This window comes from Phyllobacterium sp. 22552, from assembly GCF_052044585.1.
Classification (GTDB): domain Bacteria; phylum Pseudomonadota; class Alphaproteobacteria; order Rhizobiales; family Rhizobiaceae; genus Phyllobacterium; species Phyllobacterium ifriqiyense.
Window position 1 is genome coordinate 377,633 of the sequence record NZ_JBQENG010000002.1, and the last position, 19,445, is coordinate 397,077.

A 19,445-nucleotide genomic window follows, 5' to 3' on the forward strand; every position below is an offset into this window, starting at 1 on the left:
AGCGTGGAAATAAATCGGGGGTTTGTGGGTTTGGGCGGCCTGTTCGGCGCGGCGGGCATTGCAGCCTATGCAGCGGCGGCTCACAGCACCAGCGGCCATATGGCAACTATTGCGCCGATCCTTTTGATCCATGCACCGGCATTTCTGTCGCTCTCTTTGCTCGGAAAGCTCAGCCGCGCTTCTTATTTAGGTGGACTAATCCTGATTTTGGGGCTGCTTTTCTTCATCGGCGATCTGGTTTCCCGGGATTTGAACGGAGACAGGCTGTTTGCCTTTGCCGCCCCGCTTGGAGGCTCGCTGCTTATCCTTGGCTGGATCGTGGTGGCCGCAACAGTCTTCAAGGCGCTGGATTTCAAGTCACCGCGCTAACGCTCAAACACGCAACGCCAGCCCTATCCGCGAATACGTTACGATCTACGTCAAAAAATCGCAGCAATAATGGCTGGCCAGTTGTTGATAATCGCGATCGAGCCAACTGCTATAGCAAGCATACTGGCAAGTTTACCAGTGGTAGGGAGGCTTTCAACACGCCCGCGTAATTCTCCCCACTCCTGGGCAGATGGCAGACTATCGACTTTTGCTGAAAGCTCACCAAAGGCTATTGCCGAGGGCAGCGCATCAACTTTGGCTTTGAGATATGCCATGTCAATTCTGAAACTGGTAAAATCGCCTTTCAGACCACCAACATCATCTTTGAGCCCTGAAAAATCGTTTTTCAGACCAGTTACATCACTTTTCAGACCGGTTACATCACTTTTAAGGCTGGAAACATCGATTTTAAGGCTGGAAACATCGCTTTTCAGGCCGGAAACATCGCTTTTCAGTCCAGCCACATCGCTCTTTAAAACGATAACATCGCTCCTCAAATCTGAAACATCCCGGATGACGGTGTCGAGCTTGCGATCCGTCTTCTCAAATGATTTTTCCAGAAATGCGACACGTGTTTCCATGCCATGGAATGTGCCACCACCATCGCTGGACTTCAAGCGACCTAAACGTGCAGCAGATTGAGTCATGGCTTGGCGCTTTTCAATCTGTCATTGCACTGCTTGTAGTAGCCACCACCCTTTTCAATCCAGCTTGTTCCGCCGAGCGTATTGGCGGCTTTGTTTGCACGGTATTGCTCCAGGCATGTATGCATTCGCGCCTTTGCCGGCTTTTCACTGGCAAATTTGGCGGATATGGTGGGCGGGAAATTTATCTCGCCAGACACTGCTTCGGCTTTCTTTTCAGCTTTTGCTGGCTTTTCTTCCGCAACCTTCTTTGAATTTTTGTCCGTCGTTGCGGCGGCATCTTCATTCGAAGATTTCAAGCACTGGGCCTTGCGGAATTCGCTCCACGATACGCCCTCCGCCTCGCCAGCGCTTTGCGCCGCCTTATACTTGACGCTGCATTCTTTCATTGTGATCGCACTTGCAGACGAAGCGAGAACAAGGGAGGCAAGTGCCGTGGCCGAAATGGCTAGGACACCACGAGAAAGGCGCGCATTTATCATTAAAAATCAACTCTCTGGAAATGAGGTTTCGTTCGCAATGAGTCCAATCCTATATGCATCAATGCGCCTTCTCCAATTGGACGAAGGTCTAATATGACCCTTGAATTAATTGAACGTTCGTTTTATTAATTCACCATGGCACGCACGACCGGATCAGATGGAGAGAAAACCCGCAGCGCTATTGATGCCGCAGCCAAACGCCTGATAGCGCGCATTGGTTATGAGGCCATGTCAATGCGCCAGCTGGCGGAAGAAGTGGGCGTTCAACCTGCCGCCTTCTACCGTTATTATCCCAACAAGCAGGAATTGCTCTTTTCAGTGATGCGGGATCATATGGAGCGGCTGCTGGGCGCATGGCAGCAGGAAAACGGAAAGGCGCAAGGAGTGCGCGAGCGTTTTGCCGCCTTTATCCGCTTCCATATCCAGTACCACGTGGAGCGCCGCGACGATGTTCACATCGCCAATATGGAACTGCGCAGCCTTTCCGCCGATAATCTTGCAATAATTGTCAAGCTCCGCTCCACCTATGAAGGCAGTCTGCGTGATATTCTGGATGAAGGGATTGAGGCAGGCGCGTTTGACATTGCCGATATAGCGCTGACTACACGGGCGATCATTGCCATGACCACGGGTGTCAATGTCTGGTTTCGTGCCGATGACCGGCTGACGGCCAGCGAAGTTGCCGAAAATTATGTCGAATTGGGATTGCGCCTTGTTGGTGCCAAGAAGATCGAAACAATCGCAAAGGGAGGACGTGATGTACGAGTCGGGCCTAAAATTCGGAGTTTCTGAAGAGATCGAGGCATTGCGCGAAACGGTTTACCGGTTTGCGCAAGCCAAGGTTGCGCCTTTGGCTGAGGAAACCGACAAGAGCAACCAGTTTCCGATGCATCTTTGGCAGGAGATGGGTACGCTTGGCCTGCTTGGCATGACGGCTGATCCGGATTTTGGCGGCTCGGGTCTGGGCTATCTGGCCCATGCCATTGCCATGGAAGAAATTTCCCGCGTTTCGGCCTCGATCGGTCTGTCCTATGGCGCTCACTCCAATCTCTGCGTCAATCAAATCAATCGCTGGGGCACCGCTGAACAGAAAGAGAAATATCTGCCTAAGCTTTGTTCTGGCGAACATGTTGGCGCATTGGCCATGTCCGAACCCGGTGCTGGCTCGGATGTAGTTTCAATGAAGCTGCGTGCTGACAAGAAGAATGACCGCTATGTGCTGAACGGCAATAAAATGTGGATCACCAATGGTCCCGACGCCAATACACTCGTTGTTTATGCCAAGACTAATCCTTCTGCCGGCTCGCGCGGCATGACCGCCTTTCTGATTGAAAAAGGCTTCAAAGGATTTTCGACGGCACAAAAGCTCGACAAGCTTGGTATGCGCGGCTCCAACACCTGCGAACTGGTGTTTGAGGATTGCGAAGTGCCGTTTGAAAACGTGCTCGGCGAAGAGGGCAAGGGCGTGAAAATCCTGATGTCCGGCCTTGATTACGAGCGCGTTGTTCTGGCTGGTGGCCCAATCGGCATTATGGCTGCCTGTCTCGATGTGGTTGTTCCCTATGTGCATGAACGCAAGCAATTCGGCCAGCCAATTGGCGAATTCCAATTGATGCAGGGTAAGCTTGCCGACATGTACACGACAATGAACGCATCACGCGCCTATGTTTATGCGGTGGCTTCGGCTTGCGACCGCGGCGAAACCACACGCAAGGACGCTGCCGGGTGCATCCTCTATGCAGCCGAAAAAGCAACATGGTGTGCGCTTGAGGCTATCCAGGCTCTTGGCGGCAATGGATATATCAATGATTACCCGACCGGACGTCTGCTGCGCGATGCCAAACTCTACGAGATCGGCGCAGGCACCAGCGAAATCAGGCGCATGCTAATCGGGCGGGAAATGTTTGCCGAAAGTGCTTAATCAATTTCGGCAATCATCATTGATCAATCAAGTATTGATATGAGGACCGGCAGAAAGAGATGATCTTATCTCAGCCATATCAATTGAACCATTCCGGACACCGTCTGGAATATGCACCGTTCAGCGTTTATTTTGCTGGGCGGAAGACTATATTTTTTCGCTTTTTATTACCTATTTTCAGATCGGAATTTTTCATGAAAATCTTACTTAACCGAAGAAAGTTACTGGCATTTGTTCCAGCATTCGCCTTCCTCTCATCATCAGGCGCGACTTTTGCCAAATCGCGAAAATTCTCTAGCATGGAAGAACTCCGCCTCTATGTGATCGAGATATTGAAGAAAATGCCGGGCATGACCGATATCACTGCCGATAAAACAATGGCTGCGCTTATTACCGGCAAATATAAGGACAAGGAATTCGGCTTTGATCTTGCCAATCTTTATGGGCGGATACAGGCGCAGGGTGACCCGGATGTGTTGGAAGCCATAAGACAGCGCGTGCAGATCTTAGATTCCGGCAAATCGACGCCGAATGATATCAACGACCTTGTGATTGTTCTTCGCTCACAGGAATATGTAGAAGAAACTGCAAAGCTCGGCGTTAAGATAAAGCAGGAGCAAATCGCCGGTAAGCTTCATGCCGTCTATATGGTCGATCTTCCCGAAGCGATGTCTCCTCTTTCCGTTCAGGATTTACCCGATTATTCCTTGGAGGAATTGCGCGATATTTCGCTTGAGAATGTAACGCAAAAACTATCAGCAATTCAGAAAGACAATGTTGCAGGTGTGGTAGACCGCTTTCAGGTGGACAATAATACTTTTCTTTCCACCTCGCTTGTACTGCTCGATAGTTTTTGGGATTCTCTCGACAATAAATATCCCGAGGGCGCGATCTTTGTTGTACCGCGCATGGACGAATTATTTGTCATTGACGCAGCAATTCCGGGCGCCGCCAACATAGCCCGTGACGTTATCAGGATTACCTTCAAGGAAGGTTTCAGCCTGCTGTCTGACGAAGTCTACATACGTCGCAATAACAGAATTCAGATTTTTAGGCCGTTGAAATAGCACCCTAAAGGAAACGCATGAGCATTCTGACCTCGCAAATCTCTACCGACACCGAAACCTTCAAGGCCAATGCACAGCGGATGCAGATACTGGTCAATGATATTCGCGCCAAAGCGGAAGTGGTCAGCAAAGGCGGCACCGATGAGGCGCGCGCGCGGCATAGCTCGCGCGGCAAGCTTTTGCCGCGTGAACGACTTGCGCAGCTTCTGGACAGCGGCTCACCATTTCTGGAGATCGGTCAGTTTGCAGCGTGGGATATGTATGGCGACAACATCTCCTCGGCTGGCATGATTGCCGGGATCGGGCGTGTCTCCGGCAAGGAAGTCATGATCGTCATTAATGATGCGACGGTCAAAGGCGGCACCTATTATCCTCTCACAGTAAAGAAGCATTTGCGGGCGCAGGAAATCGCCATGCAGAATAATCTGCCATGCCTCTATCTGGTCGATAGTGGCGGCGCCAATCTGCCTAATCAGGATGAGGTGTTTCCTGACCGCGAGCATTTCGGTCGCATCTTCTACAATCAGGCCAATATGTCGGCGGCAGGCATTCCGCAGATCGCTGTGGTGATGGGCTCGTGCACGGCGGGCGGCGCCTATGTGCCGGCCATGTCGGAAGAAACGATCATGGTGAAGGGACAGGCGACGATTTTTCTGGCCGGTCCTCCCCTCGTCAAAGCAGCCACAGGGGAAGAAGTTTCAGCAGAAGACCTAGGCGGAGCGGAAGTCCATACGCGCGACTCCGGCGTGGCCGATCACTATGCGATGGATGACGCGCATGCGCTTGCCATTGCCCGCCGCATTGTCGGAAACCTGAATCGAAAGAAAGAGATAGGGCTCGACCTTCGCAAAGTGATTCCGCCGCTTTATGATCCGCATGAGCTTTACGGCATTGTGCCGACAGATCTCCGCCAGCCTTACGATGCGCGTGAACTTATCGCGCGGCTTGTCGATGGCTCGGAGTTTGACGAGTTCAAGCAAAATTACGGGACATCGCTGATTACCGGCTTTGCCCATCTTTACGGCATGCCGGTCGGGATCATCGCCAATAATGGCGTTTTGTTTTCGGAGAGCGCACTCAAGGGTACGCATTTCATCGAGCTTTGCACCCAGCGCGGCATCCCGTTGGTTTTCCTGCAAAACATTACCGGTTTCATGGTCGGGCGCTCTTATGAGGCACGCGGTATCGCCAAGGATGGCGCAAAGCTTGTGACCGCCGTTGCAACAGCCCGGGTGCCGAAAGTGACGATGATCGTTGGCGGCTCCTTTGGCGCTGGCAATTACGGCATGTGCGGACGCGCCTTCTCCCCGCGCTTCCTGTGGATGTGGCCGAACGCACGCATTTCCGTTATGGGCGGCGAACAGGCGGCAACGGTTCTGGCACTGGTCAAGCGCGAGGGAATTGAGCGCAAGGGGGCTGAATGGCCTGCCGCCGATGAAGCGGCTTTCCGTGCGCCTATCCTTGAAAAATATGAGCGCGAAGGCCACCCGCTCTATTCCTCGGCACGGCTGTGGGATGACGGCATCATCGATCCGGCAAAGAGCCGCGAAGTGCTGGCGCTATCCCTATCCGCCGCACTGAACGCACCAGTGGAAGAAACGCGCTTTGGCATGTTCCGGATGTGATGGGATGGCAACTCCAATGCTCATAATAAATCCCACATTAGCAATCCGGTCCAGCGTGGTTCGACAAGCTCACCATGAGGGAAAACTGAGGATTGCAAAGCCCCAGATACTCCAGCGTGCAGGCAAAGCGGCAACCTCCGTCATGGTGAGCTTGTCGAACCACGCACAAGGCGCATGCCGAACAAGCGAGATACAATGCCCATGACAAAGATGTTCTCAAGAATTCTCATTGCCAATCGTGGTGAAATCGCCTGCCGAGTCATTCGCACGGCGCAGCGCATGGGGATCGGCACCGTTGCCGTTTATTCCGATGCGGATGCGCACTCTTTGCATGTCGCCATGGCGGACCAGGCGGTCAATATCGGACCCGCTCCTGTCACCGACAGCTATCTGCGGGCGGACCACATTATTGAAGCGGCGCTTGCCACGGGAGCCGAGGCCATCCATCCCGGTTATGGGTTTCTTTCGGAAAATCCCGGATTTGTCGATGCAGTGGTGAAAGCAGGACTGGTTTTCATCGGCCCAAGCGCCGATTCCATTCGTGCCATGGGGTTAAAGGATGCCGCCAAGCGCCTGATGGAAAAGGCCGGGGTGCCCGTTGTTCCAGGCTATCACGGCGAAGCGCAGGAACTGGTGGTTCTGGCCTCCAAAGCGCGGGAAATCGGCTATCCAGTGCTGATCAAGGCCCGCGCTGGCGGCGGCGGCAAAGGCATGCGCAAGGTCGACAATCCCGACGATTTTGCCGAGGCGCTGGGTAGTGCGCGGCGTGAGGCAAAAAGCGCTTTCGGCGATGACCGTGTGCTGGTTGAAAAATATGTTGCCAAGCCGCGCCATATTGAAGTTCAGGTTTTCGGCGATAATCACGGCAATGCCGTGCATCTTTATGAGCGTGATTGCTCGCTACAGCGCCGCCACCAAAAGGTGATTGAAGAGGCCCCTGCTCCGGGCATTACCGCCGAAATGCGCGCGGCAATGACCAGCGCTGCGGTGAAGGCTGCTTTGGCGATCAATTATTCCGGCGCGGGCACCATCGAATTCATCGTCGATGCCAGTGAAGGTCTAAAAGCCGACCGTTTCTGGTTCATGGAAATGAACACTCGCCTTCAGGTTGAGCATCCCGTTACGGAAATGATCACCGGACTTGATCTGGTCGAATGGCAATTGCGGGTGGCTGCCGGCGAAAAACTTCCGCTCACGCAAAAGCAAATCGCACTGAATGGTCATGCCGTTGAGGCGCGGCTTTATGCGGAAGACCCTGCCCGCAGCTTTCTTCCGGCAATCGGCACGCTGCACCATCTGGCATTCCCCGACAACGTGACCAATGGTGATATTCGCATCGAGACTGGCGTGCGCGCAGGCGATACGATCTCGCCGTTTTATGACCCGATGATTGCAAAGGTTGTTGTCCACGCAGCCGACCGGACAGCAGCATTGGCAGCCATGGAAAGCGCGCTGGTGCAAACCGAGATTGCAGGCACAACCACCAACCTCGCCTTTCTCGCAGCCCTGATCCGTCATGAAGGTTTCGGCAGCGGTGATGTGGACACCGGCCTTATTGATCGCGATCTTGCCAGCCTCGTGGCGCCATCAGCCACAGCTGCCGGTGCAAAAGAACTGGCAATCATTGCGGCAAGCGGATTACTGGAACAGCCAGCCTCGGATGACCCATGGGCGACCCTGCGCGGCTACAGCCATCTCAGTTCCCCCGCCTATCCCGTAACACTCATTGAGGAAGAAAAGCCCGTGCGTTATGGCGTGGCTATACTCAACAATGAGCGCTTCATGCTTTCCGGGCCAGCAGGAAAAATTGAAGTGAAGGTTCGGCGTGATGCAAGCGGCTGGCATGTGACCGGAAAAGGCATCAATCTGCGCGCCAAGACAGCGGCTATACCCAATGGCATCGCCGTGCTTTCCAAAGGGGCGGTTTCAAGCTTTGCCGTCACGGACCCGTTCCTCCTTGCGGAAGCAGCGGGCAATGCCGCAGACCGTCTCAGTGCCCCCATGCCTGGTCTGGTAAAGTCAGTGCGCGTTTCAGCAGGCGATATGGTCAAAAAGGGTCAAATATTGCTGGTGCTCGAAGCGATGAAGATGGAACACACTATCACCGCGCCGCATGACGGCAAAATTGCCGAAATCGTAACGGAAAGCTCGCAAGTCAAAGAAAAATCATCGCTGGTGCGATTTGAGACGAATGAATAGCCGCCTCGTGGAGGCAGCGCCGGAGTCGAACCTATCCGGACTGTTTTGGCAGGTTGGCAATAGCAGTTTCTACAGCCGCAATGTTGAGCTCAAGTGTGGCAATCTTCTGCAAAGTATTGTTGTCAGGAAAAGATTTTGATTTGGCACACATCGTTATGAGTTGTGTTTGAGCGTCAATTAAACTTGATAACAACCTCTCCAAATCGTCCAGCATATGTTTTCCGTCTTCATTATCAATCGCGCACACGCGCAGGTTGTAGCACTTCACCGCATCTTCAATACGCGAAAAGCTTGAAAATTGTCAAAGCACTATGTCGGAAATATACCATTTATTTTACCAGTCGAACAAAATATTCGACCGAACCAAGCGCCCGCTAATTAATTTTGATTATTTTCCACAAAAATCGCCAATAAACGGAATTTGATTAAAGTTTTATACTTTTATTGCTTTGTGAAACGAAGTCAGTGAGTGGTCATCCATTCGCGCGCTTCACGAAGAGCAACGGCGATATCAGCCTTTGGCATTTTTGCCCCGATCTCAGCGCGCAGCTTGGCGGCACGATCACAACCTTTGATTGCAGCGATATTGAACCATTTATGGGCAGCCACAAGATCGACGGAACAGTCGCGACCGGTCGCATACATGATGCCCATTTCAAAAAGAATATCTGTCTGAGCCGCACCAGCAATGTGGCCATTTTCCAGATTTTGAAGATCAAAGCGTGCCATTTTACCAAACCCCTGTTGAACCTATTTCGTATGCGTCAAACGAAAGCCCTGTCAGACTTCTGAGAACCGCCTGTTTGTTTTTGGCGTGCTCTTTTGATGCTTCCGATAATGAAGGAGAGGCTTGAAATTGCTGTTAAAGGGCATGATTAACCGGGATCAAACAAAACAAAAACAATTGGTAAACTTCGGAATTCGTTAAATATAATGCTCCAGGCAATACGGGCGTTTGTCAAAAATTCGCCTAAAATGCGCCAGAGCGATTTCAAGCCTTTGCTAACCACATATCCGATTGGAATATTGAGTTCCGATTTTCGGGGCCCGCCGAAGCCCAAGTCAAACCTTCTTATAAAAGCCATTGCCCCGGAGAAAATTGCCGTTTGGACATACTTCCCTTCCTTCGCATTTTAAATTACCTTTACGTGCGCGTAAGCACTATTGCGAACAGGCGGAGAGCTGGTTCGCTTCACCGGGAGGATATTATGAAGCTCAAAATTTTACTGGCCTGCGCCAGCTTTGCCCTTATGACTGGATCAGCAATGGCTGACGAGCCTATCGTTGGTTCCTGGAAGCGCCCTAACGGCACAATTATCCAGTATTCATCCTGCGGCGGGGACAAATATTGCGGTACAGTGATGACCGGCGAATATAAGGGCAAGTCCATCGGCTCCATGGCAGGCAAGGATGGCTCTTATAAAGGCACCGTCAACAAGCTTGATGAGGGCAAGACTTATAATGGCAAGGCCAGCGCCAAAGGCGACACGCTTTCGCTGTCCGGATGCGTGATGGGTGGTCTCATCTGCAAAAGCGAGAGCTTGACGCGTCAGTAATCTGTGGGCCGGGATTGAAAAGGGGCAGGCAAGGTAAAGAACCTGCCTGCCCATTCTTTTAAACCCAGTTCATTGAGAGCAAGGTCCCCGCATTATTCCTTTATGGGTGCGTAAGCTCCATCATGCCAAATATTAATATCGTATTTGGCATCCTTGATATCGCCCTTTTCATCAAAAACGACAGGGCCAATGACGGTATTCACGGGCGTGCCGTCCTTGAGAATTTCCGCGACCTTTGCCGGATCATCACCGCCTGCACGCTCAATTCCTTGTGCGAAAGTTTCAATAACGGCGTAGGAAAACAGCGTAAAGCCATCAGGTACAAAACCGCCAGCCTTGATCTTTTCCACTGCTGCTTTGGCTTCAGGCCGAACTTGCGGATTGGCTGGGAAGGTGAAGATAACCCCCTCAGCTGCAGGACCGGAAACGGCCCAGAAGTCTGGAGATGCGATGGAGTCGCCCATCATCAGCTGAAATTTGAAGTTCTGGTCTGCCGCTTGCCGCAGGATGAGCCCTGCTTCCTGATGATAGCCACCGAAATAAACGAAATCGGCCTTCAAATCCTTCAGCTTGGTAATAAGCGCAGAATAATCCTTTTCACCGGCATTGATGCCGTCATAAAGAATTTCCTTCAGCCCCGCTTCATTCATCTTGCCCTTGACGGCATCTGCAAGTCCCTTGCCATAGGCGCCCTTGTCGTGAAGAACCACGACGTTTTTGCCCTTGTACTTCTCGGCAATCCAAGGTCCGACAAATTCGCCCTGCGCATCATCGCGCGTGTAGAGGCGCATGATCGTCGGCCAGCCATTCTTTGCAGCGGCGTCGGTCAATTCCGGATTTGACGAAGCGGGCGTCATCATCAATACGCCAGCTTCAGCATAGACCGAAGAAGCCGGAATGCTCGAACCCGAGCAAGCATGACCATCGACGAACTTGATACCGGCAGCGACAATGCGGTTGGCGATGGAAACGGCCTGCTTTGGATCGCAAACGTCATCCTCCATGACGAGCTTGATCTTGCGGCCCATAATGCCGCCCTTTTCATTGATCGCGTTGGCAGCGGCCTGAGCACCCTGTTTGAACTGATCGCCAATATTGGCAAGTTGGCCGGTCATCGGGCCGGCCACCGCAATCTCGATATCTTCGGCCATAGCCGATGAGGCGCCGAAAGCAGCGGTAATCAGACCCGCATAGAGAATTTTCTTGAAAGGCATGGTTCCCCCTTTTTCTAAAGAAAAGCGGTTGGAGCCTACATGCAATTAGAATGTGCGCCAGCAAAATTTACAGATCATGGTTGAAATGAACCGATGCAGGGCTGGCTGCCGTTCCGATATCGATTCGATCAGCGTCTATAAAGCAACCGCTTTACAAGCATTTGCGCATCAAACGCTTTCATCCAGCATCTGAAATGCCAATTCATTAAAGTGGCAGTCTTAGACTAAGGTATAATTGCGCGCGAAATCCAAGTGAAGTATAGATTGGCTACATTTTAAATGTTGCTGTTTTAGTATCAATTATAAAGATTATTTTATTCTGCGATCGATATCTACGAGGCCATAATTTTTACGCGCATCCTCCCAGCGCGTAATTGTTAAAAGTTTCAGGGTGGCTGTGCAGCGATATTTCAAACATCGTTAGCGCTGATGGCTTCATCCGGATGTATTTTATTCGGTTGATCGAAGCAGAACCAAGGGTCTGAGCCAGTATTGCTGGTTACGGGCAAAAATTATAGGAATGCAAAGCAGTCATGGATACCCTCCATGACTGCTTTTTATTGCCTGGCATTATTGGCCGCGGACTTATTGGCTGCCCGGCCGTATTGGCTCGGCTACTGCTGCCAGCTCAGCGCAGTCTTACAAGTTGATCTCGGACTTACCTGCCAACCAGATTATGGCTAATGCTACCAGTCTGGCACAGCTATCAGCTTTGCCGCAGACTTATCGGCCCGGCTATAGCCTTATCAGCTCGGCTACGGCCACCCGCTTGGCGTATCCCACCCGTCTGACTGCGGGCTCGTTGCATCGGCTTTACGGTCGGCGCAGAATTAATAGGCTCTCTGCCCAAAAGAGCCTATTTTGTGCCTCCTTGGCCACGGCAAGCTACTGCTACTTTTTGCTATCGTCAGCGATTAGCGGGCTGTTTGACCGAACAGAATCTTTTGAGCTTCCTTATCGTCCGCGAGATTACGGCGCTCTTCCTTACCAACGGCTACGCCACGCTCGACCGCCGGACGCGCGCGGATCGCTTCAAACCAGCGCTTCAGATTAGGGAAATCATTGAGATCCTGGCCCTGGTTGGCGTGAGAAATCGTCCAGCCATAGGAGGCGATATCAGCAATGGAGTATTCGTCTGCAAGAAAATCCCTGCCTTCAAGGCGGCGATTCATCACTCCATAAAGTCGATTGACCTCGTTCGTGTAGCGATTAATGCCATACTCGATCTTTTCGGGCGCATAATTACGGAAATGATGTGCCTGACCTGCCATGGGCCCGAGTCCGCCGACCTGCCAGAATAACCACTCTTCAACAGCGACCCGCTTACGTTCGTCCTGCGGATAGAGCTTGCCAAACTTCCGGCCAAGATATTGCAGGATCGCTCCAGATTCAAAAATGGAGATCGGCTGACCGTCAGGCCCTTCCGGATCAATAATAGCGGGCATGCGATTATTGGGAGCGATTTTCAGAAATGACGGCTCGAACTGGTCGCCCTTGCCGATATTTACCAGCTTCACGTCGTAAGGAACACCGAGCTCTTCAAGCATGACGGAAATTTTCCATCCATTGGGTGTGGGCCAGTAGTAAAGCTCGATCGGCTTGGTTTGGCTTGTCATATCCGTCTCCATGAGTGGGTCGATTGGATTTTAAACATAGGCAGCCATTGTCCTTTCACAAGGGGCTCGCACAGCGCTTGTTGAACAGTTGATGAACAACAAGATCAGCACCAGTTCAGCTAATCCGGAGCAAAGTCGTTCTCAGACATTACTGACCAAGCCGCTTTCGGGGAAACGACCATGTTAAATACAACTGCCAATTACTCGCTGCTGTTTTTAAGGGCATTGATATTTTCAGCCATTCTTGTCGGTCCTGTCATTGCTTTTGCCGCAAGCTATGAAAGCCGGTCGCCCTCAAATGGTGGGATAGGTTTGGTTTTGCTGGTCAGCCTGCAAAGAGTTTAAGCTGACCGCTTTTCAAATGTCGCACTGAATCACTATATTGGGTGATGGACAAACGAATCGGAACCAGGAAAACAGCCTCCATCAGCATGCCAGCCCATGTTGAGGCAGAGGAATTTACAGATGCCAAGGCCGCCGTTCAGGCACTCAGCGCGCTTTACGAACGCAATACCCAATTTTTGCGGGATGCTTTCGACAGTGTAGCAAGAGGTGAAGCGGGAGATGCAACGCATTTTCGTGCTTTTTATCCTGAGGTGAGCCTCTCAACATCAAGCTATGCGCAGATCGACTCGCGGCTTGCCTTTGGCCATGTGTCGGCACCTGGGCAATATTCAGCGACGATAACCCGGCCGGATCTTTTCGATAATTATCTCGAAGAACAGATCCGCCTGCTTATCCGCAACCATGGCCGTCCCGTTACCGTGCAGGAATCAACAACACCGATTCCTATTCACTTCGCATTTCTGGAAGGCACACATGTCGACTCCTCGGTCGCCGACGCTTTTCTATTGCCGTTGCGTGATCTGTTCGATGTGCCGGATTTGGCTGCGACCGACGACCGGATCGTCAACGGCGAATACGAAACCGATGATCTCGATAGTATCATGCCGCTTTCGCCATTTACCGCGCAGCGCGTAGACTATTCATTACATCGCTTGTCGCACTATACGGCCACGCGCCCGATGCATTTCCAGAACTATGTCCTGTTCACCAATTACCAGTTTTACATTGATGAGTTCTGCGCCTTGTCGCGGGGGCTTATGGCGGCTGGCGGCGGCGGATATGAACGTTTTATCGAGCCGGGCAACCTCATCACAGAAGCGGGCGATGAGGCCCCCACATCCGGCGTACCAATCGGCAGGCTACCGCAAATGCCGGCTTATCATCTGGCGCGCGAGGATGGTTCCGGCATTACCATGGTCAATATTGGCGTAGGTCCCTCCAACGCCAAGACTATAACCGACCATATTGCTGTGTTGCGGCCGCATGCCTGGCTTATGCTTGGCCATTGCGCCGGTCTGCGCAATACGCAGGCTTTGGGCGATTATGTGCTTGCCCACGCCTATGTGCGCGAAGATCACGTTCTCGACGATGATCTGCCTGTATGGGTGCCGATCCCTGCTTTGGCTGAGGTGCAGGTTGCGCTGGAACAGGCAGTAGCGGAAGTTACCGGGCTTGAAGGCTATGATCTGAAGCGGATCATGCGCACCGGCACTGTTGCCACAATCGATAACAGAAACTGGGAACTGCGTGACCAGCGCGGCCCGGTAAAGCGGCTTTCGCAATCACGCGCGATAGCGCTCGATATGGAGTCCGCCACAATCGCTGCAAACGGTTTCCGCTTCCGCGTGCCTTATGGAACGCTCCTTTGTGTTTCGGACAAGCCATTGCATGGCGAGTTGAAGCTTCCGGGCATGGCGACTGAATTTTACAAGCGGCAGGTCGCTCAGCATTTGCAGATTGGTATTCGCGCACTGGAAAAACTTGCTGAAATGCCGCCAGAGAAGCTGCACTCGCGAAAATTGCGCAGCTTCTTCGAGATGGCTTTCCAATAGGGATTATTTACGCGGTCCGGTAAGAGCAAAATATGCGCCCTGCGGATCGCGGCCCTCGATGATCCAGGCATCACCCGGAACAGCCATGGGCTCGGTTGTTACCTGGCCGCCTTTCTCCTTGATGCGCGCGACCGCTGCGTCGATATTGTCGACGATGAAGTAGAACCGCCAGAGCTTTACATCGGCAGCGTCGGTGCTGGTCATCATGCCGCCATACATCTGGCCGTCGACATTGAATATCTGATAGGTGCCTATTGGCCCCATATCCATGGCTTCACCCTTGGTCCAGCCAAACAGCGTGGAGTAGAATGTGAAAGCCTTGTCAGCATCGCCCGACACAAGTTCATGCCAGCCAATGGTGCCAGTTGTAAAAGGCGCAGGATAATTATCCGGGGCCTGCTTGGATGGCTTGAATAGCTGGAAGGGAGTGCCCAGCGGGTCGGCGACAACCGCGAATGTCCCCACGCCAGGAATCTCCATAATATCGGTGTGAACTTTGCCGCCGGTCTCCTTCACACGCTCCACATAGCCAGCCACGTCATCAACCATGATGTAACCTGACCACATGGGCGGAACGCCCTCCACCTTCGCATCCTTTGCCGACATCAGTCCCGCTACGGGAGCCTTGTCGACGGTCAGCAATGTATATTTCACAGGAGAGTTAGCAGAATCCTCCGCCCCCCACCCTACGACATGGGTATAAAAAGCTTCGGCAGCCTGCGTATCGCTCGTCAGCAATTCGTACCAGATAAAGTTTCCGCTCATGATAATTCCTCCCACCACGATCTGTATCTGAATGTTGACAAATATGTTGATATCAACATAAATAAATCATGTCAAAGACGATCTCTGTTACTTTCGAAACCACTATTCACGTTCGCGATCACTGCATGTGCCTGACCGTTCAGCGGGCCGCTCGCTCTTTGGCGCGAATGTTCGATGAAGCGCTTCGCCCCCACGAACTGACCAACGGCCAATTTTCCTTGCTGATGTCATTGAACCGGCCAGAGCCGCCAAATCTCAGTTCTGTTGCTTCTTTGCTTGCCATGGACCGCACGACACTTACTGCCGCGCTAAAGCCAATGGAAAGACGTGGTCTGATCACGACCATGGTCGACCCAAGCGACAAGCGGAGCCGCCTCCTGACTTTGACGGATAAGGGATTGCATCTGCTCGCTGCCGTGATGCCCATATGGGTGAGTACGCATGGCGAACTTGAACAGGTCTTGACGCCTGGCGAACAAGGGCGATTGCTCAACGATCTGAGGAAGTTGCTTTAGAGAAGAATGCGGGACTAGCTCTGCTCCAGCACATTTATGATCGCGCCGGATGGATCGCGAACATAGAAGCGGCGAACACCCCATGGTTCGTCAGTTATCTGGTAAACGATCTCATGACCGGCAGCTTTGACGAGATCGTAGATCTTGTCCACATTGTCGACTTCTATTGATATCCGGGGGACGATCGTGCCGGAGCCGCCTTGGCTCGCCACGCTCAATTGAGGCTTTGTTCCTTCCGGCGAGGCAAAAGTCAAAATCCAACCATGATCCATGACAACTTGCAGATCGAACAAAGCTTCGTAGAACGAGCGCAAGGCCTGCGGGTCTTCCGCAGGCAGGTTTGCAACAATACGTTTTACAGCCATGGCAATTCTCCATCATCGCAAGACCTAATGGATAGGTTTGCTGAGCGAAAGTCCAACCACAAGTTGCTTGGAAATAGTTCCAATGATGCTATATTTGGAAGCGGAGTGAGGGGCGGATTTCCGCCCACCCCTCTATATCTTACTATTTGAAATGGACCCGGATGCTGAGCCACCAGCTAGTCCGGGTCTTTTTCACAGTAAGAGTAACGCTAAACGGCATGTACCGCATAGTTTACCTCCAGTTTTAACGGCAAGGCTGATGCCCAGTCGGGAAGCCCATCTTCCCGATGGGCCGGTTCGCTCGGCCCACACTGTTTCTGCCCTCAAAACTACCCGATATTTGGCTGGAAACCCGATGGAGAACAACGAACGCACAGTTGTATAATTTGTGCCGTCAGCAGTGCTCAGGTTGTTACTATCCAACGAAAATCGCATCTTGATTGCGTCGCAATTGCCGGGTTAATGCGGAATGATGATGACGAAGAACAAGCAATCCTGGATCAAGCTCGCAGCCGTATTGATACCGGTTCTGTTTTCCATACCTCTGGTGCTTGGTTTTTTCGGTGCTGCACATCCAGCGCTCGATTCTTTTTCGCATTTTCGTATGCATCTTGCCGTGCTCATGGCTCTGTCTGCATTGCCAGCGCTGTTTCTTCGTCTTTGGCGCGAAGGAATAATGGCAATCGTATTAAGCATGACTGCCCTGGCTACGGTACTGACACCGCCGACCGCCCCCGGCGCAGAGGCTACGCCCACGCCCCTGGCGCAGTACAAGCTGCTGCAACTGAATCTGCGCTATGACAATGAGCAGCAGGCGGAGGTTTTCCGGTTGATCGGTAGCGAGTCGCCCGATGTCATTGCCTTGCAGGAGGTTTCCGACAATTGGCGCCCCCGACTTAAAGCCATAGAAGCGCGTTATCCTTATACGTTTTACTGCTCTAATCGCAGCCCAATAGGAGGCGCAGCGATCCTTTCGCGGCGTCCCTTCGCATTGGGCTCAACTCCGATCTGTATTGATAGTCTCGTTGCTGTTGCGAGGATCGACTTTGGCGGACGCAGCGCCATAATTGCATCGTTGCATCTGGATTGGCCATGGCCTTTCGCGCAGGACTGGAATGTCGAGGAAATCCGGCCCTATTTCGAAAAACTCGAAGGACCGTTGATTATTTCAGGTGATTTTAATGCTGTACCGTGGAGCCAAACGCTAAAAAACATCACACAATATAGCAAGACACGCATTGCAGAGGGCTTGCGCCCAAGCTGGCTGGTAAACGGAACCCTGGCGCGCGCGGCCAAATGGATTGGCCTGCCGCTGGACCACATACTGGTGTCAGACAGGGTTGTCTCGACACAGGTCGAAACTCTTGAACCTGTAGGCTCGGACCACCTGCCGCTTCTGCTGCGCTTTTCAATTGCCGGTGTCGATGACGGCAACGAGCCAGAGCAGCAGACAGTGATGCTTGAAAAGTCTGAGTAGCGGCTTTCAGCATCACCGTAGCTCGTCGTTGCAGTTTTACATATTGGTGTAGACAGGACCCTCGCCACCCTGCGGCGGTACCCAATTGATATTCTGGTTCGGGTCCTTGATATCGCAAGTCTTGCAGTGAACGCAGTTCTGCGCATTGATCACGAATTTCGGGCCGGTTGGTTCCTCAACCCACTCATAAACACCAGCCGGACAATAGCGTGTTGATGGTCCGGCAAAAATATCGTGCTCGGAAGTCTTTTGAAGCGCCATGTTCTTGACGATCAGATGGGCTGGTTCGTTTTCTTCATGATTTGTATTGGAGAGGAATACTGAGGAAAGACGATCAAAAGTCAGGACGCCATCTGGCTTCGGATAGGCAATCGGCTTGTAATTTGCCGCTGGCTCCAGCGATGCCGCATCATTCTTGCCATGTTTCCAGGTACCAAAAGGCGACCAGCCGCCAAAAATTGTATTGAGCCACATATCGAGACCACCGAGGGCGACGCCGCCAATGGTGCCAAGCTTTGACCACATCGGCTTGACGTTGCGGACACGCTTGAGGTCCTTGCCGATTTCGCTGGTGCGCCATGCATTTTCGTAAGTAATCAGTTCATCATTGGCCCGGCCTGTCGCCAACGCTTCTGCAACATGTTCTGCGGCAAGCATGCCTGATAGCATTGCATTATGCGAACCCTTGATACGCGGAACATTGACGAACCCGGCGGAGCAACCAAGCAGCGCACCGCCCGGGAAAGATAGCTTCGGTACAGATTGCCAGCCGCCTTCGGTAATCGCACGCGCACCATAGCCAAGACGTTTTCCACCTTCGAAAATACCACGAATGGCGGGGTGGGTTTTGAAACGCTGAAATTCTTCGAATGGCGACAGATAGGGGTTCTTGTAATTGAGATGCATGACAAACCCGACCGCGACCGTGTTGTCCTCCAAATGATAGAGGAACGATCCGCCACCTGTTTTCATGTCAAGCGGCCAGCCGAATGAATGTTGTACAAGTCCAAGTTTGTGCTTTGCAGGATCAATCTGCCAGAGTTCCTTCAAGCCGATACCGTATTTAGCTGGCTCCTTGCCCTCATCGAGCTTGAACTGGTTGATAAGCTGTTTGGCAAGAGAGCCCCGCGCGCCTTCAGCAATAAGCGTGTACTTGCCCAGCAGTTCCATGCCGCGCGTATAGGCTGGGCCGTGCGAACCGTCTTTTTCAATACCCATATCGCCCGTCGCAACGCCAATGACAGCACCGCTATCATTGTAGAGCACTTCGGTTGCGGCAAAGCCCGGGTAAATTTCGACGCCGAGCTCCTCGGCCTTTGTGCCAAGCCAACGGCACACATTGCCTAGTGAAACAATGAAATTGCCATGATTGTTCATCAGCGGCGGCATGGCGAAATTCGGTAAACGCACAGAGCCCGCTGGTCCGAGCACAAGAAAATGATCCGCGGTCACAGGCGTCTTGAAGGGATGCCCCTCCTCTTCGCGCCAACCCGGCAAGAGCTTATCGACACCGATCGGATCAACGACAGCACCGGAAAGGATGTGTGCGCCCACCTCGCCGCCCTTTTCAAGGACGACAACTGAAAGCTCGGGGTTGATTTGCTTGAGCCTGATGGCAGCAGAAAGGCCGGAAGGCCCGCCGCCGACGATCACGACATCAAACTCCATGCTCTCGCGCTCTGGAAGTTCAATTGTCTCGCTCATGCATTCCTCCTGCAGTAAATTCCCTTAT

The 19,445-nt window shown here is 52.4% G+C and carries 20 protein-coding genes; 11 read left to right on the top strand and 9 right to left on the bottom strand.

Annotated features, from left to right (window positions below; all coding sequences use genetic code 11):
- Positions 1 to 3 precede the first annotated feature (3 nt).
- Positions 4 to 369 (top strand): DUF423 domain-containing protein, encoded by a 366-nt coding sequence (locus ACTJI9_RS06035; RefSeq protein WP_115051900.1) that lies wholly within the window; start codon positions 4 to 6, stop codon positions 367 to 369.
- A 50-nt stretch (positions 370 to 419) separates the two neighbouring features.
- On the opposite strand, the gene ACTJI9_RS06040 is transcribed toward ACTJI9_RS06035, so the two are convergent.
- The gene (locus tag ACTJI9_RS06040) at positions 420 to 1,016 is read right to left on the bottom strand and encodes a hypothetical protein (RefSeq protein WP_440806629.1); all 597 of its coding nucleotides are present in this window, start codon (positions 1,014 to 1,016) and stop codon (positions 420 to 422) included.
- On the bottom strand, positions 1,013 to 1,495 hold the full coding sequence (locus ACTJI9_RS06045) for a hypothetical protein (protein WP_440806632.1): 483 nt from the start codon (positions 1,493 to 1,495) through the stop codon (positions 1,013 to 1,015). Before ACTJI9_RS06045 ends, ACTJI9_RS06040 begins: the two co-directional genes overlap by 4 nt.
- 135 nt (positions 1,496 to 1,630) lie before the next feature.
- Between ACTJI9_RS06045 and ACTJI9_RS06050 the strand changes: the two genes are divergently transcribed.
- The 5 genes from ACTJI9_RS06050 (at position 1,631) to ACTJI9_RS06070 (ending at position 8,307) form a co-directional block, all read left to right on the top strand.
- Positions 1,631 to 2,287, top strand: a complete 657-nt coding sequence (locus tag ACTJI9_RS06050) for a TetR/AcrR family transcriptional regulator (protein ID WP_336440958.1) — start codon at positions 1,631 to 1,633, stop codon at positions 2,285 to 2,287.
- Positions 2,253 to 3,416, top strand: coding sequence for an isovaleryl-CoA dehydrogenase (locus ACTJI9_RS06055; RefSeq protein ID WP_440806635.1), 1,164 nt, complete (start codon positions 2,253 to 2,255; stop codon positions 3,414 to 3,416). The genes ACTJI9_RS06050 and ACTJI9_RS06055 overlap by 35 nt, the downstream gene beginning before the upstream one ends.
- A gap of 59 nt (positions 3,417 to 3,475) precedes the next feature.
- The gene (locus ACTJI9_RS06060; protein ID WP_440806637.1) at positions 3,476 to 4,483 is read left to right on the top strand and encodes a hypothetical protein; all 1,008 of its coding nucleotides are present in this window, start codon (positions 3,476 to 3,478) and stop codon (positions 4,481 to 4,483) included.
- Positions 4,484 to 4,500: 17 nt separating this feature from the next.
- Positions 4,501 to 6,108: a carboxyl transferase domain-containing protein gene (locus tag ACTJI9_RS06065; RefSeq protein WP_440806640.1), complete on the top strand. Its 1,608-nt coding sequence runs from the start codon at positions 4,501 to 4,503 to the stop codon at positions 6,106 to 6,108.
- 210 nt (positions 6,109 to 6,318) lie between these two features.
- On the top strand, positions 6,319 to 8,307 hold the full coding sequence (locus ACTJI9_RS06070) for an acetyl-CoA carboxylase biotin carboxylase subunit (RefSeq protein WP_440806943.1): 1,989 nt from the start codon (positions 6,319 to 6,321) through the stop codon (positions 8,305 to 8,307).
- A gap of 31 nt (positions 8,308 to 8,338) precedes the next feature.
- Here ACTJI9_RS06070 and ACTJI9_RS06075 read toward each other — a convergent pair whose 3' ends face one another.
- Complete coding sequence (locus tag ACTJI9_RS06075) at positions 8,339 to 8,521, bottom strand: hypothetical protein (protein WP_115051907.1); 183 nt, start codon at positions 8,519 to 8,521, stop codon at positions 8,339 to 8,341.
- 248 nt (positions 8,522 to 8,769) lie between these two features.
- Positions 8,770 to 9,036, bottom strand: coding sequence for a tetratricopeptide repeat protein (locus ACTJI9_RS06080; RefSeq protein ID WP_115051908.1), 267 nt, complete (start codon positions 9,034 to 9,036; stop codon positions 8,770 to 8,772).
- Between the two features lie 479 nt (positions 9,037 to 9,515).
- On the opposite strand from ACTJI9_RS06080, the gene ACTJI9_RS06085 reads away from it, so the two are divergent.
- Positions 9,516 to 9,863 carry a DUF2147 domain-containing protein gene (locus ACTJI9_RS06085; RefSeq protein ID WP_115051910.1) on the top strand — a complete coding sequence of 116 codons (348 nt, stop codon included), beginning with the start codon at positions 9,516 to 9,518 and terminating at the stop codon, positions 9,861 to 9,863.
- A gap of 92 nt (positions 9,864 to 9,955) precedes the next feature.
- Here ACTJI9_RS06085 and ACTJI9_RS06090 read toward each other — a convergent pair whose 3' ends face one another.
- Positions 9,956 to 11,077, bottom strand: a complete 1,122-nt coding sequence (locus ACTJI9_RS06090) for an ABC transporter substrate-binding protein (protein ID WP_440806643.1) — start codon at positions 11,075 to 11,077, stop codon at positions 9,956 to 9,958.
- 914 nt (positions 11,078 to 11,991) lie between these two features.
- Complete coding sequence (locus tag ACTJI9_RS06095; protein ID WP_440806645.1) at positions 11,992 to 12,693, bottom strand: glutathione S-transferase N-terminal domain-containing protein; 702 nt, start codon at positions 12,691 to 12,693, stop codon at positions 11,992 to 11,994.
- Between the two features lie 180 nt (positions 12,694 to 12,873).
- Here ACTJI9_RS06095 and ACTJI9_RS06100 point away from each other — a divergent pair, with 180 nt between their 5' ends.
- Both ACTJI9_RS06100 and ACTJI9_RS06105 read left to right on the top strand, forming a co-directional pair.
- Positions 12,874 to 13,038 carry a hypothetical protein gene (locus ACTJI9_RS06100; protein ID WP_162802424.1) on the top strand — a complete coding sequence of 55 codons (165 nt, stop codon included), beginning with the start codon at positions 12,874 to 12,876 and terminating at the stop codon, positions 13,036 to 13,038.
- 44 nt (positions 13,039 to 13,082) lie between these two features.
- Positions 13,083 to 14,591 (top strand): AMP nucleosidase, encoded by a 1,509-nt coding sequence (locus ACTJI9_RS06105; RefSeq protein WP_336440951.1) that lies wholly within the window; start codon positions 13,083 to 13,085, stop codon positions 14,589 to 14,591.
- Between the two features lie 3 nt (positions 14,592 to 14,594).
- Here the strand turns inward: ACTJI9_RS06105 and ACTJI9_RS06110 are convergent, their stop codons facing one another.
- On the bottom strand, positions 14,595 to 15,356 hold the full coding sequence (locus ACTJI9_RS06110) for a VOC family protein (protein WP_440806648.1): 762 nt from the start codon (positions 15,354 to 15,356) through the stop codon (positions 14,595 to 14,597).
- 68 nt (positions 15,357 to 15,424) lie between these two features.
- Here ACTJI9_RS06110 and ACTJI9_RS06115 point away from each other — a divergent pair, with 68 nt between their 5' ends.
- Positions 15,425 to 15,871 (top strand): MarR family winged helix-turn-helix transcriptional regulator, encoded by a 447-nt coding sequence (locus ACTJI9_RS06115; RefSeq protein WP_307283700.1) that lies wholly within the window; start codon positions 15,425 to 15,427, stop codon positions 15,869 to 15,871.
- A 14-nt stretch (positions 15,872 to 15,885) separates the two neighbouring features.
- Here ACTJI9_RS06115 and ACTJI9_RS06120 read toward each other — a convergent pair whose 3' ends face one another.
- Positions 15,886 to 16,236 carry a VOC family protein gene (locus ACTJI9_RS06120; protein WP_115051916.1) on the bottom strand — a complete coding sequence of 117 codons (351 nt, stop codon included), beginning with the start codon at positions 16,234 to 16,236 and terminating at the stop codon, positions 15,886 to 15,888.
- Positions 16,237 to 16,705: 469 nt separating this feature from the next.
- Here ACTJI9_RS06120 and ACTJI9_RS06125 point away from each other — a divergent pair, with 469 nt between their 5' ends.
- On the top strand, positions 16,706 to 17,713 hold the full coding sequence (locus tag ACTJI9_RS06125) for an endonuclease/exonuclease/phosphatase family protein (protein ID WP_440806652.1): 1,008 nt from the start codon (positions 16,706 to 16,708) through the stop codon (positions 17,711 to 17,713).
- Positions 17,714 to 17,749: 36 nt separating this feature from the next.
- Here the strand turns inward: ACTJI9_RS06125 and ACTJI9_RS06130 are convergent, their stop codons facing one another.
- The gene (locus ACTJI9_RS06130; RefSeq protein ID WP_115051919.1) at positions 17,750 to 19,417 is read right to left on the bottom strand and encodes an electron transfer flavoprotein-ubiquinone oxidoreductase; all 1,668 of its coding nucleotides are present in this window, start codon (positions 19,415 to 19,417) and stop codon (positions 17,750 to 17,752) included.
- Between the last annotated feature and the right edge of the window lie 28 nt (positions 19,418 to 19,445).

Bases quoted from the DNA above. Each gene is read 5' to 3' on its own strand.
- ACTJI9_RS06115 (WP_307283700.1), top strand. From the start codon at position 15,425: ATGTCAAAGACGATCTCTGTTACTTTCGAAACCACTATTCACGTTCGC.
- ACTJI9_RS06065 (WP_440806640.1), top strand. From the start codon at position 4,501: ATGAGCATTCTGACCTCGCAAATCTCTACCGACACCGAAACCTTCAAG.
- ACTJI9_RS06040 (WP_440806629.1), bottom strand. From the start codon at position 1,016: ATGACTCAATCTGCTGCACGTTTAGGTCGCTTGAAGTCCAGCGATGGT.
- ACTJI9_RS06055 (WP_440806635.1), top strand. From the start codon at position 2,253: ATGTACGAGTCGGGCCTAAAATTCGGAGTTTCTGAAGAGATCGAGGCA.
- ACTJI9_RS06050 (WP_336440958.1), top strand. From the start codon at position 1,631: ATGGCACGCACGACCGGATCAGATGGAGAGAAAACCCGCAGCGCTATT.
- ACTJI9_RS06090 (WP_440806643.1), bottom strand. From the start codon at position 11,077: ATGCCTTTCAAGAAAATTCTCTATGCGGGTCTGATTACCGCTGCTTTC.
- ACTJI9_RS06045 (WP_440806632.1), bottom strand. From the start codon at position 1,495: ATGATAAATGCGCGCCTTTCTCGTGGTGTCCTAGCCATTTCGGCCACG.
- ACTJI9_RS06075 (WP_115051907.1), bottom strand. From the start codon at position 8,521: ATGCTGGACGATTTGGAGAGGTTGTTATCAAGTTTAATTGACGCTCAA.
- ACTJI9_RS06080 (WP_115051908.1), bottom strand. From the start codon at position 9,036: ATGGCACGCTTTGATCTTCAAAATCTGGAAAATGGCCACATTGCTGGT.
- ACTJI9_RS06110 (WP_440806648.1), bottom strand. From the start codon at position 15,356: ATGAGCGGAAACTTTATCTGGTACGAATTGCTGACGAGCGATACGCAG.
- ACTJI9_RS06095 (WP_440806645.1), bottom strand. From the start codon at position 12,693: ATGACAAGCCAAACCAAGCCGATCGAGCTTTACTACTGGCCCACACCC.
- ACTJI9_RS06085 (WP_115051910.1), top strand. From the start codon at position 9,516: ATGAAGCTCAAAATTTTACTGGCCTGCGCCAGCTTTGCCCTTATGACT.
- ACTJI9_RS06100 (WP_162802424.1), top strand. From the start codon at position 12,874: ATGTTAAATACAACTGCCAATTACTCGCTGCTGTTTTTAAGGGCATTG.
- ACTJI9_RS06125 (WP_440806652.1), top strand. From the start codon at position 16,706: ATGATGATGACGAAGAACAAGCAATCCTGGATCAAGCTCGCAGCCGTA.
- ACTJI9_RS06120 (WP_115051916.1), bottom strand. From the start codon at position 16,236: ATGGCTGTAAAACGTATTGTTGCAAACCTGCCTGCGGAAGACCCGCAG.
- ACTJI9_RS06130 (WP_115051919.1), bottom strand. From the start codon at position 19,417: ATGAGCGAGACAATTGAACTTCCAGAGCGCGAGAGCATGGAGTTTGAT.
- ACTJI9_RS06070 (WP_440806943.1), top strand. From the start codon at position 6,319: ATGTTCTCAAGAATTCTCATTGCCAATCGTGGTGAAATCGCCTGCCGA.
- ACTJI9_RS06105 (WP_336440951.1), top strand. From the start codon at position 13,083: ATGGACAAACGAATCGGAACCAGGAAAACAGCCTCCATCAGCATGCCA.
- ACTJI9_RS06060 (WP_440806637.1), top strand. From the start codon at position 3,476: ATGATCTTATCTCAGCCATATCAATTGAACCATTCCGGACACCGTCTG.